Annotated in this window: 11 protein-coding genes; 3 read left to right on the top strand and 8 right to left on the bottom strand. The window is 69.6% G+C overall.

Annotation, left to right across the window (positions count from 1 at the left end; genetic code table 11):
• The first annotated feature begins 162 nt into the window (after positions 1 to 162).
• Entirely contained in the window at positions 163 to 825 is a 663-nt protein-coding gene (locus tag INT51_RS09095; protein WP_193104972.1) for a PH domain-containing protein, read from the top strand.
• Positions 826 to 862: 37 nt separating this feature from the next.
• Here the strand turns inward: INT51_RS09095 and INT51_RS09090 are convergent, their stop codons facing one another.
• Complete coding sequence (locus INT51_RS09090; protein ID WP_193104971.1) at positions 863 to 1555, bottom strand: hypothetical protein; 693 nt, start codon at positions 1553 to 1555, stop codon at positions 863 to 865.
• A 150-nt stretch (positions 1556 to 1705) separates the two neighbouring features.
• A complete protein-coding gene (locus tag INT51_RS09085; RefSeq protein WP_193104970.1) occupies positions 1706 to 2656 on the bottom strand; it encodes a hypothetical protein in 951 nt (316 codons plus the stop codon).
• A 139-nt stretch (positions 2657 to 2795) separates the two neighbouring features.
• Between INT51_RS09085 and INT51_RS09080 the strand changes: the two genes are divergently transcribed.
• Positions 2796 to 3962, top strand: coding sequence for an ROK family protein (locus INT51_RS09080; RefSeq protein ID WP_193104969.1), 1167 nt, complete (start codon positions 2796 to 2798; stop codon positions 3960 to 3962).
• An 80-nt stretch (positions 3963 to 4042) separates the two neighbouring features.
• Here the strand turns inward: INT51_RS09080 and INT51_RS09075 are convergent, their stop codons facing one another.
• From INT51_RS09075 to INT51_RS09060, 4 genes are all read right to left on the bottom strand, one after another.
• Entirely contained in the window at positions 4043 to 5458 is a 1416-nt protein-coding gene (locus tag INT51_RS09075; RefSeq protein ID WP_193104968.1) for an ABC transporter substrate-binding protein, read from the bottom strand.
• A gap of 10 nt (positions 5459 to 5468) precedes the next feature.
• Positions 5469 to 6428 (bottom strand): carbohydrate ABC transporter permease, encoded by a 960-nt coding sequence (locus INT51_RS09070; RefSeq protein ID WP_193104967.1) that lies wholly within the window; start codon positions 6426 to 6428, stop codon positions 5469 to 5471.
• A gap of 13 nt (positions 6429 to 6441) precedes the next feature.
• On the bottom strand, positions 6442 to 7356 hold the full coding sequence (locus INT51_RS09065) for a carbohydrate ABC transporter permease (RefSeq protein WP_193104966.1): 915 nt from the start codon (positions 7354 to 7356) through the stop codon (positions 6442 to 6444).
• Positions 7357 to 7421: 65 nt separating this feature from the next.
• Positions 7422 to 9701, bottom strand: a complete 2280-nt coding sequence (locus tag INT51_RS09060) for an alpha-galactosidase (RefSeq protein WP_193104965.1) — start codon at positions 9699 to 9701, stop codon at positions 7422 to 7424.
• A 261-nt stretch (positions 9702 to 9962) separates the two neighbouring features.
• Between INT51_RS09060 and INT51_RS09055 the strand changes: the two genes are divergently transcribed.
• The gene (locus INT51_RS09055) at positions 9963 to 11174 is read left to right on the top strand and encodes a pyridoxal phosphate-dependent aminotransferase (protein ID WP_193104964.1); all 1212 of its coding nucleotides are present in this window, start codon (positions 9963 to 9965) and stop codon (positions 11172 to 11174) included.
• Between the two features lie 16 nt (positions 11175 to 11190).
• On the opposite strand, the gene INT51_RS09050 is transcribed toward INT51_RS09055, so the two are convergent.
• Positions 11191 to 11580, bottom strand: a complete 390-nt coding sequence (locus tag INT51_RS09050) for a DUF1304 domain-containing protein (RefSeq protein ID WP_193104963.1) — start codon at positions 11578 to 11580, stop codon at positions 11191 to 11193.
• 292 nt (positions 11581 to 11872) lie between these two features.
• The gene (locus tag INT51_RS09045; protein WP_193104962.1) at positions 11873 to 13339 is read right to left on the bottom strand and encodes an FAD-dependent oxidoreductase; all 1467 of its coding nucleotides are present in this window, start codon (positions 13337 to 13339) and stop codon (positions 11873 to 11875) included.
• Between the last annotated feature and the right edge of the window lie 235 nt (positions 13340 to 13574).

Raw genomic sequence — 13574 nt, 5'->3', positions numbered from 1 at the left:
CCGCACTGTACGCGCGCGCGGCGGGGTGAGTCGGTTCGGCGCATGGCGGGCGGGGCGGCGTGAGGAGGGCAGGGCGCCCTCGGGGTACCGCACTGCTCCCAGCGGCGCGGATGGGGAGAACGGCCCATCGACTGCGCTTCGAGGGCGCAATAGCCTGGACGCATGACCATTCCCCGCCAGATCGGCCCCGAGACAGGACTGGGAACGGCACTGCCCGACTACTCCCGCAGCAATGCGACGGTCGAGCGGATGGTCTCGGACCTGCGCCGCCCGTCCCGACCGCGGGCATCGACCGGGCGCGGGGAGGTCCGGGCGCTGCTGCCTCGGGCGGCCATGCGGGACACACTGCTGCGCGCGGTGATCTCTGCGATGGCGCTGGGCACCTCTCTGGTGCTGGCCGTGGCCATCATGATCCTCTGGCTCACGATCGAGGACGGCCACGCCCCGAGGATCGGCCTGCTGCTGATCATGCTCACCCTTGCGGCCGCCGGTGCGGTCATTGCCCTGGTGGGGCTCCGATTCGCGGTGGTCGCTGTGGGAACCGCCAGGTCCAGGGTGGAGATCACCGACGAGGGACTGCGTGTGGTCGGTGCTTTCCGTGCCCGGACCGTGCCCTGGCAGCAGATCCTCGCCGTCGAGTCCCGTGTGGTCCATCCCGTGCACTGGTTGACGGCGGCGCTGCGTCTGCAGGACGGCTCCCGTGTGGTGATGCCCGCCTTCGATCGCCACGTGTGGACCTATGCGCAGCCCTCCGGCCAGGACGTCCGCACACTGCGCACGGAAGTCCGTCGACGCGAGCAGGCCGCGAGGAGACGACCGTTCTGACGAGGCGCTGACGAGACGCCGACCGGCCGGCGAGCGGTCAGACGGTGGGGACCGCGGGAGCCTCGCTGGTGCCGTCCTCCCACAGCCGACGGATCGCCGCGCCGATGTCCTCCCGGCCGACGTCGGAGACATGCAGGATGCCGTTGTCGTCCAGCGGGAGGTGCCCGATCTTCCAGTCGCCGCTCTCCTCGACGTGGAACATCATCGGTGCCTCGGCGGCTCGTTCGGAGATATCGGTGCGGCGCAGGGAGACCGTGCGCTCGCGACCGTCGTCGAGGAATGCGGTGACGATGTCGGCCACCGAGTCGGGCACCTGCGAGGGATCGGGCAGGGCCGAGACCACGAAGGAATCCAGCTCGTCCTGCGTGAGCATCAGGACCGCCTCGTTGGCCTTGATGACGAAGGCCATCCGCATGGCCTCGCCCTCCGCCAGGGCGATCCCCAGCCACCGATCGGCGGCGGTCAGCGCGGTGGCCACGACCTGGCCCTCCTCGCCGAGCAGCCACTGTCCGTCGTCCGAGCGCTCCACCTTCCCGCGGGCACGAAGGCCCGAGGTGACGGCGGCGGTCACGAACTCCCGGGCGGCCTCGGGCGCGCTGCGCAGACCGACCTGCTCACGGGTGATCTCCCCGTTCTCGGTGGGGCGCAGGGTCAGCATGAAGTCGATCTCGTAGGCGGTGTAGATCGTGGCCTGCTCGTCCGTTGCGGTGTCCGCTGCCGTCTCGCTCATGGAGTCCCCTGATGCGCATCGTGGATTCGTCCCGGCGGCGCGTGATGCCGGCCGGCTCTGTCTCACCGGAAGCATGGCAGATGCCGCGGGATCGCTCCAGCCGATCCCGCCGAGGAGGAGGGTCGCCGATGATCGCGAGGAACGGGAACGTCAGCTGGTCCGCTCCCGCAACCATTCCCTGATCCCCGCCATGACGTATCGAGGCAGGGCGTGTCCTCCATCGTGCAGCAGCACATCCAGGCCCTGGCGGTCGGGCCAGTGCTTCCGCGCCTCGCGGACCAGGTGCAGGTTGTGCCCGCCGTCGCAGTCCCCGCCGCCGGCCAGCAGGAAGGGACGCGGGGCGACCAGGGCGAGCAGTTCGTCCTGGTCGCGGTCCTTCGGGATATCACCGTCGAGGTGCCAGGGATCGCCCCAGGTCGGGTGGGCGAACCCGAGCCCCGGCTCATGGACCGCCGCGACCTCGACCCGGTCATCGAGCGCCGCGAGATGCAGTGCGAGCTTTCCGCCCAGGGAATGCCCGAAGGTCGCCACCCGGGCCCCATCGGCGAGGCCGGACTCCTGCAGGGCGGTCACCGCGAGCATGACATCGGCGATGCTCCGCCCGAGACCGGTCATGGGCTGCTCCCGACGGTGCTGCGCGGCGACGGGCCCGTACCGCTCTGCGAGGTCTCGAGCACCGGACAGCGCGGGGTCCTCGGCCGCGACCTGCTCGAACCACCAGGGCACCGCCAGGACCGCATGCCCGACCTCCGCCAGCTGGAGGCCATGGGCGCTCAGGGCCGGGTCCCTGCCGGTGAGCTCGGTGCGCCCTGTCTCCTCGGCGAACAGAGGCGGCGTGTCGTAGTACGGCACCACCACGACGGCGCCCGTCGACGGCACGGACACCGGACGGAAGAACTCCGCGGTGAGTTCGGCGCCGTAACTGGTCAGGACCAGCTGGTGGATCTCGCCGCGCACCCCGGGGTGCTCCGGTTCGCGGCTGCCGCCCGGTCGCCAGCTGCCTTCGGGGTCCGGTACGGCGCCCAGTCGGTCCCGCCACCAGTGGCGGGCGGAGGGCTCGGGAGTTATCGACGGTGAGGGGGACTCGTGAAGGCTCGGCATATCCGATGGGGGTGGCGGGCGATGGATTCCCAGGCTATCGGGTTCGTCGGCCCCTCCGCAGAGGATTCGCGGTCATCGGCAGTCTGTTCCGGTCGCGCCGCCGCCGGTCCGAGCCGCTCCGACGGATAAACTGCATGGAATGCAGGGGAGTGACGAGCAGCAGGCCACGGAGGTGAGCGCGGTGGGGGATCTCGGCAGCGAGAGCATGCGCGCGGTCTATCGGGACCTGCTGCGATTCGGTCCTCGCTCCCGCAGCGAACTGACCAAGCGCCTGGGCCTGTCGGCACCCACCGTCACCCGCGTCACCCGCGACCTGCTCGACAGCGACCGCCTGCACCCGCTCACCGCCGTCGTGAGAGCCAAGGGCCGCCCCCACGAGCCTCTCGACATCGAGGAGAACCGCGGACCCCGCTTCATCGGCGTCAAAGTCACGGCCGACGAGGTCCACGCCGTCGTCACCACTGTGCGGGGCAATGCTCTCGAGGAGCTCGTGCTTCCGCTCGAGGACACCTCGCCCGCCGCCATCGAGGAGGCCGTGCTCGCGCCGGTCGAAGCCCTCGTCGAGGCGCATCCTCGGGTGGCCGGAGTCGGCGTGAGCCTCGGCGGGCCCGTGGCCGATCGGCGCGTCGTGCTCTCCTCCTACCTCCTGGGCTGGCACGAGGAGCATGATCTCGCGACCGCGCTCGAGGCCCGTCTCCACCTGCCCGTGGTCGTGGAGAACGACCTGGTCGCCATGGTGAACGGCCTGCACTGGTTCGGCATCGGCCGATCCTACGGCTCCTTCGCCGTACTCACCGTCGGCGCCGGCATCGGCGCCGGCACCGTGATCGACGGCCGCCTGGTCGAAGGACGGAACCATGTCGCGGGCCTGACCGGTCGCTTCCCCATCGGCCGACGAGAGGACGGTTCGCCGCAGCCTCTGCGCGAGGTGGCGAGCACCGACTCGATCCTGCGACGCGCCCGAGCCTCCTCGCTGCTTGCCGAGGACCAGGGCATGGAGGAGCTGCGACGGCTGGTCGCGGCGAAGGACCCGGAGGCCCTCGAGGTGTCGCGGGAGCTCGCCCGCTCCCTCGCCGGCGCAGCTGCCGGCCTGATCGCGTTCGTGGATCCCGAGGCGATCGTGCTCGGCGGCGAGAACGTCGACCTGGTGCGGGCGGCAGGCTCCGCCTTCGAGGACACCCTGCGCGGGGCCATCGCCTCGGCCCAGCAGGACGTCGTCGTGCGCGTGCTCAGCGGGGACTTCGACGAGTGGGCCCGCGGCGCCGCCGTCATCGCGATCCAGGAGTTCGTCGGGGTCGCTTCCTGACCGACAGACCGACAGACCGACTGACTGACGGACTGACGGACGGCCCGGGGCCGACGCCCGGATGGACGTCGGCCCGCAGGTCACTCGAACAGGGCGTTGACCCGATCGTTGAACGAGGCGAAGTCCGCACCGTCGATCCGCCGCATCCAGCACTGGTCGAAGGCCGTCTGCATGAGCGGCATGATCGAGGAGGAGTTCTCCACCAGCGGGTACAGCCCGGTCTCACCATTCTTCACCCGGTCCGTGAACGGGGTGACGTCCAGGCCGGACTCGGCATAGCTGTCGACCGCCGCCTGCGTGCCGACGTCGGTCGAGGGGAAGAACGGCGCGCGCTCGCCGATGATCTGCTGCGCCTCCTCGGAGGCGAGGTAGGCGATCAGTCGTGCCGCCTCCTCCTTGTTCTCGGATTGCGCGGAGATCGAGTCCCCGAGCCCGTTGAACATCGACACCGGGTGGCCCACGGGTCCGGACGGCAGCGGGGCGATTCCCAGCTCCATCCCCTCCATGTTGTTGTAGGTCGTGATCATCCACGATCCCGCGAGCGCCAGGGCGGCAGTCCCGGACTGCACCTGGGTCTGGGGCGGGCTGGATTCGCCGAACATGCCGAAAGGCGGGAACAATCCCTTGTCGACCAGCCCGAAGTACCAGTCGATCGCGGCGACGAAGCGCTCGTCGTCGTAGTTGAAGCGGGTGCCCCAGGTGTCGGCGTCGGTGAACGTCCACCCGGTGGCGAGGGCGAAAGCCGACCAGCTGGCCTGGCCGACGTAGTCGACACCGGCGTCCGCGGCCATGCCGTAGCGCTCCACACTGGTCGGATCGAAGCCCTCCTCGTCGCCGCGCACCCCGTTCGTATCGAGGGTGAGGCGGGCGAGCATCTTCTCGAAGGTGCCGCCGTCCTCGGGGTTCCAGTCCAGGTTCGCCAGATCGTCCTCAGTCAGCCCCTCCTCCTCGAGCATCGCCTTGTCGTACATCACCGCGATGGTGTCGTAGTCCTTGGGGATGCCGTAGCGCTTGCCGTCCTGGCCGGTCCACAGCTCTTGCAGGCCGTCCTGGAACTGCTCGGCCGGGATGTCGTCGAGCGGGGCCAGACCGTCCAGCGGCGCGATCACCCCGAGCTTCAGGAACTCCGGGTAGCGGGCGAGGTGGTCGGCGAAGGCGTCGGGCCCGGCTTCGGCGACGAAGCTCGCCGTCAGCTTCGTCCAGTAGTCGTCGAAGCCCAGCTGGGTGACCCGCACGAAGATGTCGGGATTCTTCTCCATGAAGCGGTCGATGGCCGCGGAGTAGGCGGGGAGCTGGTTCGCGTCCCACAGCCAGTAGTCGATCTCGGTGGAGCCGGCCGGTCCGGAGGATCCGCCGCAGGCGGACAGCGCGCCGACGCCGACGGTGCCGGCTGCGAGGGCCGCAGATCCCTGCAGCAGACGCCGACGGGTGAGGCCGCTGCGTGTGGAGGGAGCTGCGGAGGGAGCAGAGTGGGGAGTGTGATTTCGAGAGTTCATCTGGGGCACCTCACTTGATCCCGGTGAAACCGATGGAGTTGACGATCTTCTTCGCGAACAGGGCGAAGAGGATCAGCATGGGGGCGGCCGCGACCAGGGTCGCCGCCATCAGCCCTGACCAGTCGGGGCCGGTGCCGGGCGACTGCGCGCGGAACACCCCGAGGGCCACGGTGAGCACCCGGGACTGATCGGTGTAGGACACCATCAGCGCCCAGAAGTATTCGTTCCACGCCGTCATGTAGGTCAGCAGGGCCAGGGTGGCCAGCGGTGCGCTGGACATCGGCAGGATGAGGGTGAAGAACACCCGCACCTTGCTCGCGCCGTCGATCAGGGCGGCCTCCTCGATCTCGCGGGGGACATTGTTGAAGAACTGGCGCAGGAAGAAGATCGCGAAGCTCGAGATGAACAGCGTCGGCAGCATGATGCCGAGCAGGGTGTCCACCAGGCCCAGGTTCTTGATCAGGATGAAGTTGGGCAGCAGGGTGAAAATCTGCGGGATCATCAGCGAGCCCAGGAAGATCAGGAACACCGTCTCCCGCCCGCGCCACCGCAGCCGGGAGAACGCGTAGGCGGCCATCGCGCAGGAGAAGGTCTGCACGATGGTGATCACGGTCGCGACGATCACGGAGTTCAGCAGGTAGCGCCAGAAGTTGATCGAGGCGCCGCTGCCACCCTGGGAGATCGCCGTCTCCACGTCCTGGAGCCCGAAGACGCGCTCGAATCCGCCGGTGTTCAGGCCTACGGGCAGCAGACTGGCCGGATCGGTGGCCAGGGCGTTGTTGCTGGACAGCGCGGTGCGCAGCATCCAGTAGAAGGGGAACAGGGTGATCAGCAGGAAGATCACCATCGCGGTCCAGGCCGCGATCTTCCCCCAGGGGATCTGCTTCCGGGGGCGCTGGGGCACGGGTCGATCCGCCGCGCCGGTGGGACGCGGGGCGCCGTCGGCGACGGTGCGTGATGTGGTGGTCATCGTCTCTCTCCCCTCAGTCCAGGTCCGACTTGCCGGCATTGCTCAACCAGTACTGCGTGAAGGTGATGATCATCAGGATCACCAGCAGCGCCACGGACAGGGCCGAGGCATAGCCGAACTGGTACTGGCCGAAGGCGTTCTCGTAGATGTACATCTGGAGCACCTTCGAGGCGTCGGCCGGGCCGCCCTGAGTCGTCACGGAGATCGTGTCGAACACCTGGAACGACCCGATGATCGTCATGATCAGCACCAGCGCCATGATCGGACGCAGCAGCGGCAGGGTGATCCGGCGGAACATGGCGATCTCGCCGGCGCCGTCGGTGCGGGCCGCCTCGTAGAGGTGCGAAGGAATCGACTGCAGCCCTGCGAACAGCAGCAGCGCCGTGTAGCCCATGTGCCGCCACACGTTGACCAGCGCGACCGTCGGGATCACCCAGGTCTCGCTGGACCAGAACGAGACCGGGTCGAAGCCGATCCACTGCAGGAAGATGTTGAACACACCCAGCTGGGTGTCGAGGATCCACAGGAACACGATCGCGGCGACCACGTTCGAGACCAGGTACGGGGTCAGCACCAGCGAGCGCAGGATGGTGGACTGCGTGAGGCGCTGCATGAGCACCGCGATCACCAGCGCCACGGCGGTCTGCACCGCGATGTTGATGACGACGTAGAGCACCGTCACCTTCAGCGAGTTCCAGAACACCGGGTCGGCGACGAGCGCGGCGTAGTTGTCCAGCCCCACCCAGGTCGGTGGGGTGAGGGTCGTGTACTCCGTGAAGGAGTAGTAGATGCCGGTCAGCAGCGGCCATACGAGGAACACCAGGAGACCCACGGTGGCGGGCGCGATGAACATCAGCGCCAGCTTCGTATCGTCCTTGTGCCTGCGTCGCTTCGGGGCCGACCGCGTCGACGTCGTCGCGGTGGACATGGATACCTTCTTCCTATCTGGGGCCTGCAGGACGGATCCGGAGCTTCCGGATCCGAGAGCGGTGATCAGGTGATCGCTGCGCGGGAGGCGAGGGGCAGCGGCGTGGTGTCGGCGACCTGGACGATGTCGATCAGGAGTGCCTGTTCGGGGTCGAGGAGGGGTGCGGTGATCCCGGAGATCGACAGAACGGCGCCGGGCACGAGCAGTCCGCCCTCGGCGGCCGCCTCGCGTGCCAGCTGCATCCACCGCGGCGGCACGAGGCTGCTGACCCGCGCGCCGGTGGCCAGCGGCAGGATGCGGTAGGTCGCCTCGGGGTCCAGACCGGGGAAGCGGAGTCGGTCGTGCTGGGACCGGTCCGAGCGGCCCATGGCGGCAAGGGTGTACAGGGCTCGATCACGCCGGTCGGAGACGACGCCGTGCAGCCACAGGGGACTGTCCCCGCGGTCGGCTCGCACCAGGTCGCCGCTGAACAGCAGCCCGCGTCGGTCCTTGTAGAGCTCGATCCAGGTGCGCAGTTCGGCGAGCTCTGCGTCGCTCGCCTGCGCCAGGTCCCACTCGATGCCGAGGTGCCCGAACAGGGCGGAGGCGGCACGGAAGTCCAGCGTGTGCAGGCGGCCGGTGGTGTGCGAGCGCCCCGAGGCGACGTGGCTGCCCATGAGCTCGAGGGGGATGAGCTGCGCGGTCCAGCGATTCATCTGCTGGCGGTCCAGGGGATCGATGCAGTCCGAGACCCACACGCGATCGGTGCGCTCGAGGATCTCGAGGTCGACGCGGGCTCCGCCGGAGGAGCAGGACTCGATCTCGAGGCCGGGGTGAGCCGCCTTGAGCTCGTCCAGCAGACGGTAGGTGGCCAGGGTCTGCGCGTGGACCGCCGCGCGGCCGGTGCGCCGGGTGGCGGCCTCGAGCAGGTCGCGGTTGTGGTCCCACTTGAGGTAGCCGATGTCGTATGCCGACAGAACGTCCGTCATCTGGCCGTGCACGTGGGCGTAGGCCTCGGGGATCGACAGGTTCAGCACCTGCTGCTGGCGGGATTCCAGGGGGATGCGCCCCGGGTCGGGCGCCATGATCCAGTCCGGATGTGCGCGAGCCACGTCGGAATCCTCGTTGACCATCTCGGGTTCGAACCAGAGCCCGAACTCCATGCCGAGCGCCCGCACGTGGTCCACCAGCGGGCCGAGCCCGTCGGGCCAGACGTCCCGCGAGACCACCCAGTCGCCGAGGCCCGAGGTGTCATCGCGCCGGGAGCCGAACCAGCCGTCGTCCAGCACGAAGCGCTCCACGCCCAGCGTCGCGGCGCGATCGGCGAGATCGGTCAGCCGGTCGAGGTCGTGGTCGAAGTAGACGGCCTCCCACACGTTCAGGGTGACCGGGCGGTCGCGGCTCACGTGGTGCTCGCGGGAGCGCAGGTGGCGGTGGAAGCGGGAGGCCACGGCGTCGAGCCCCTCGCCGTAGGACGCGTAGAGCCACGGGCCGGCGTAGTCCTCCCCGGCGTCCAGGACCAGCTCGCCGGGAAGCAGCAGTTCGCCGCCGCCGAGCAGCCGGGCGCCGGTGCTGGTCTGCTCGGCGAGGTGGCGGTGGTTCCCGGAGAACGCGGTGTGCACGGCCCAGACCTCCCCGTGGCGGAAGCCGAAGCCGGCGCGCCCCGCGTGGAGCACGTGGGCGCTGTCGGCCCCGGTGCGGCCGCGGCGGTTCTCGCGCAGGTGGGTCCCGACCCCGAAGGTGCTGCGCTGCGGGGTGCGCTCCTTCGCCCAGCGGCCGGCGAAGTCGAGCAGCTCGTCGGCGTCGCCCGGCACCGGGACGCTCAGGGTGAGCTCGTCGAGGGCGAAGGGCGTCCGGGCGAGGTTGGTGAGCGTCGCGCGCAGGCGCAGCAGGCCGGAGGGGAGCAGCTCGACCTCGAGCGCGACCGCGAGGCCGAGCTCCTCATCGGCGAGATCGAAGCGGACCAGGCCCGAGCCGATCTCCCGATGGGGAGCGGTCAGGTCCTGGCCGTCGACGGTGATGGACCGCGTGACCAGTCGGGACACCCACCCCGAACCGTCGGTCCGAGCGCCGCTCAGGCCGGGCCGGCCGATCCAGCCGTCGGATTGCTGGGCGATGATCCCGATCCGCACCGGAGTGTCCACCGCATTGTGCGGGACGGGTTCGACGGCCGCCTCGCACATGGCGTCCAGACCGTTCGCGCCGAGCACGCCCAGGGGCGCGCCCCAGTGGGTGATCGCGGGAAGACGACCGTCGGTGACGTCCAGGACCACCGAAACGGCGGGGGCGGTCAGATGGATCCGCTGCGTGGAACCCGGGCGAGGGGCGGTCACAGCGGTGTCGACGGGGAGTCGGCGCGGGGACATCGGTGGCCTCCAGGAGGTCGGACGGTGCGGAGCATGCAGGTCGCGCGGGGTGCGAGCGGCGGTGCGGGCGATGGCGCGAGCGGTGGCGTGACTGACGTGCGGCGGTGGTGGAGGAGGACAATACCGCTTTAACTGAAACTATGAAACTAAAGGGAGGGTCGCACGTCAAGACGCGTCCATGGGCGCATCGCGGTCGCTTTCCCGGCCTCCTGCCTCGCGGCGCTACCCTGGCCTCATCCCGACCAGGCCAGGAGCCCCCGAATGATCTTCACCCAGTCCTCCAAGCTGCGCGACGTGTGCTACGAGATCAGAGGACCGGTGCCCGCCGAGGCTGCTCGCATGGAGGCCGAGGGGCACACGATCATCAAGCTCAACATCGGCAATCCCGCGCCGTTCGGCTTCGAGGCGCCCGACGAGATCCTCGTGGACATGATCAAGAACCTGCCCACCGCGCAGGGCTATTCGGACTCCAAGGGCATCCCTGCGGCCCGCCGGGCCGTCGCGCAGTACTACCAGACCCGCAGCATGCCCGGTATCGGGCTGGACGACGTCTACCTCGGCAACGGCGTCTCCGAGCTGATCCAGATGGTGTGCCAGTGTCTCGTGGACGACGGCGACGAGGTGCTGGTCCCGCAGCCCGACTACCCCCTGTGGACCGCCTCCGTCTCCCTCGCGGGCGGCCGCGCGGTGCACTACCGCTGCGACGAGGAGGAGAACTGGTGGCCGGACGTCGACGACATCGCCGACAAGATCACCGAGCGCACCAAGGCGATCGTGGTCATCAACCCCAACAACCCCACCGGCGCCGTCTACCCCGAGCACGTGCTGCGCGACATCGTGGAGGTCGCCCGCACGCACGGGCTGATGATCCTGGCTGACGAGATCTACGACAAGATCCTGTACGACGACGCGGTCCACACCCCGATCGCCTCCCTTGCCCCGGACCTGCTCTCGATCACCTTCAACGGCCTGTCCAAGGCATACCGGGTGGCGGGATTCCGCGCCGGGTGGATGGCGCTGTACGGCCCCAAGGACGATGCGACCAGTTTCATCGAGGGCCTGGACGTGCTCTCGAACATGCGGCTGTGCCCGAATGTCCCGGCCCAGCACATCGTGGCCACGGCCCTCGGCGGCCACCAGTCGATCAACCAGCTGCTCCTGCCCGGTGGGCGTCTGCGCGAGCAGCGGGACGTCGCCTACGAGGGCCTCAGCGCGATCGACGGCGTGAGCGTCGTCAAGGCGCAGGGCGCGCTGTACATGTTCCCCAAGATCGACCGGGAGATGTACGCGATCGAGGATGATGAGCAGTTCGCCTTCGACCTGCTGCGCGCCCAGAAGCTGCTGGTCACCCAGGGCACCGGCTTCAACCTCGACACCCCGGACCACTTCCGCCTGGTGACGCTGCCCAGTGCCGAGCTGCTGGCCGATGCCGTGGACCGCATCGGCGACCACCTCGCCAGCATCCGTCGGTGAGGGGAGCGGGGTGCGTTCACATCGCGAGCGAGATCAGCACCCCGAGCACGGCGAGCAGCGGGAGCAGACCCTGACGGATCGCCGCCCCGCGATGCGTGGGCGAGCTCAGCAGGAGCACGGTCGCGGCGGCGAGCATGCTCCCGGTGCCCACGAGCATCAAGGTCACGCCGACCGTGCTCAGCCCGGCCAGGGCGAGCACCGCACCGAGACCGGCGGCGATGGCGAGGAACAGGTTGTAGAAGCCCTGGTTGAACGCCAGGGACCGCGTGAGCGCGATCTCCTCGTCGCTCTGCGCTCCGAAGATCCCCTGCGCCCGCTCGGACCCCCAGGCGAACGACTCGAGCCAGAAGATGAACACGTGCAGCAGCGCTGCGGCGAGGGCGAGGACCGATCCGAGAGTGAGCACTGCGGCCTCCGGGTTCGTGGGCGATGATGATGACGGCGATCCTGCGTGGTCGACGTCTCCGCGTCGACGATCGACGTCGGTCGGGGTCCCCACCATTTTACGGCGGCGAGCGGCTGAGAACCTGACCGAGAGCATCGGGGGCCCGCGCGGCGCGGCGCCGATCCCGCCCACGCGGCGCGCCGCGGCCGGTGAGCGCAGAAATGAGTGATTCTCAGCCGCTTTCTCTCCGGAAGCGGCTGAGAATCACTCAGTTGATGCTGTAGGCCTCCCGGGCCGCGCCCGCGCTCGCGGGTCAGGTGCGGGAGGGCGCCGGCATGCCGGCGCGGGAGACGTCGACCATCTCGTCGCGCTCGACGACCTTGATGCGGGCACGGGGCTCGCCGTCGGCGTCCACCGCGGCAGCGCCGAGGGCCTTCTCGTGCTCGTCCAGCGCCATCCAGCCGTCCCAGGTCGTGTACGGCACGCCCCGGTCCTCGAGCAGGCGCAGGATCGCGTCCCCGTCGCGTTCGGGAGCGGCCGCCAGGGCTCCCGCGGTGACGTCCTCGAGCAGGGAGGCGATGGTCTCGATGGCGTCGGACTTGGTGGCGCCGATCAGGCCCACCGGGCCGCGCTTGATCCAGCCGTTGGCGTAGACGCCCGGGAGGATCGCGCCATCGGCCTCGGTGACCCGGCCGGCGACGTTGTGGATCACGCCGCGCGCCGCGTCGTAGGGGATGCCGGGCAGCTCGGAGCCCTGGTAGCCGACGGCGCGGTAGACGGCGCCCAGCTCGTAGTCGACGAACTCGCCGGTGCCCTCGACACGGCCCTCGGCGTCCAGCCGGGTGCGTTCGAAGCGCATCCCGGTGACTCGCCCGTCCTCGCCGAGGACCTCGACGGGGCGGTGCCAGAAGTGCATGTGCAGGCGGCGCTGGACGGCACCGCCGTGCTTGTCCGTCGGCTCCTCGCCGGCGGCTTCGCGACGCTGCTGCTCCTCGAGCCAGCCCACGAAGGTCTGGACGACCTGGTCGGTGCGCTTGTCCGCCTTGATGGTCTCCCACTCGGCCTCGGTGATCTGCTCGAGATCGCGGGGATCCATCACGACCTGGAGGCCCTGGGGGTGGGAGAGCTCGCGGGCCTCGAGCGGCGAGAACTTGGTCTGCGCGGGGCCTCGTCGACCGAAGATGTGCACGTCCGTCGTCTCCGCGGACTGCAGACCCTCGTACACGTTGGCGGGAATCTCGGTGCGCAGCAGCTCATCGGCGCTCTTGGAGAGCACGCGCGCCACGTCGAGCGCCACGTTGCCGTTGCCGATCACGGCGACGGACTGTGCATCCAGCTCCCAGGTGCGCGGGTAGTCCGGGTTGCCGTCGTACCAGGCGACGAAGTCGGCGGCGCCGTAGGAGCCCTCCAGCTCGATGCCGGGGATGGCGAGGTCGGTGTCCTTGAGGGCGCCGGTGGCGAACACGACGGCGTCGTAATGGGCGCGCAGGTCCTCGGCGGTGAGGTCGGTGCCGAACTCGACATCGCCGAGGAAGCGGATGTCACCGCGACCCAGGATGCGATGCAGCGCGGTGATGATGCCCTTGATGCGCGGGTGGTCCGGGGCGACGCCGTAACGGATCAGGCCGAACGGTGCCGGGAGGCGATCGAAGAGGTCGATCGAGACCTCGAGCTCACCGCTCTTGACCCGCTCATTGCGCAGCAGGGTCTCGGCGGCGTAGACGCCGGCGGGGCCGGAGCCGATCACGGCCAGACGGAAGGGCTGCTGGGAGAAGGACATCTCACCTCGGTCTCGTGGCGCGGGGCGCCGGGTCGGGTGCGTCGTCGAGCGCGCGCTGATTTCCGCACCACTCTATACGCGAAAATCATGGTGGCCCTGGTCGATGTGAGCGGCCCGACGCAGTCCGGCGAGGGGTGCTCGGTGCTCCGCAGGCGGGGAGGTTTCGGCCCCACGGGGCGGCGAGCGAGGGGAGTTCGGCAGGCTCCGGATCACCCTCGCGGAGCCTGCGGGGTAC

It is taken from the genome of Brachybacterium sp. FME24 (assembly GCF_014897705.1).
Classification (GTDB): domain Bacteria; phylum Actinomycetota; class Actinomycetes; order Actinomycetales; family Dermabacteraceae; genus Brachybacterium.
Note: the sequence above shows the minus strand (reverse complement) of the source record. Positions and strands in the feature narration are given on the sequence as shown.

Bases quoted from the DNA above. Each gene is read 5' to 3' on its own strand.
- INT51_RS09070 (WP_193104967.1), bottom strand. From the start codon at position 6,428: ATGACCACCACATCACGCACCGTCGCCGACGGCGCCCCGCGTCCCACC.
- INT51_RS09090 (WP_193104971.1), bottom strand. From the start codon at position 1,555: ATGAGCGAGACGGCAGCGGACACCGCAACGGACGAGCAGGCCACGATC.
- INT51_RS09080 (WP_193104969.1), top strand. From the start codon at position 2,796: ATGCAGGGGAGTGACGAGCAGCAGGCCACGGAGGTGAGCGCGGTGGGG.
- INT51_RS09060 (WP_193104965.1), bottom strand. From the start codon at position 9,701: ATGTCCCCGCGCCGACTCCCCGTCGACACCGCTGTGACCGCCCCTCGC.
- INT51_RS09085 (WP_193104970.1), bottom strand. From the start codon at position 2,656: ATGCCGAGCCTTCACGAGTCCCCCTCACCGTCGATAACTCCCGAGCCC.
- INT51_RS09065 (WP_193104966.1), bottom strand. From the start codon at position 7,356: ATGTCCACCGCGACGACGTCGACGCGGTCGGCCCCGAAGCGACGCAGG.
- INT51_RS09095 (WP_193104972.1), top strand. From the start codon at position 163: ATGACCATTCCCCGCCAGATCGGCCCCGAGACAGGACTGGGAACGGCA.
- INT51_RS09075 (WP_193104968.1), bottom strand. From the start codon at position 5,458: ATGAACTCTCGAAATCACACTCCCCACTCTGCTCCCTCCGCAGCTCCC.
- INT51_RS09055 (WP_193104964.1), top strand. From the start codon at position 9,963: ATGATCTTCACCCAGTCCTCCAAGCTGCGCGACGTGTGCTACGAGATC.
- INT51_RS09045 (WP_193104962.1), bottom strand. From the start codon at position 13,339: ATGTCCTTCTCCCAGCAGCCCTTCCGTCTGGCCGTGATCGGCTCCGGC.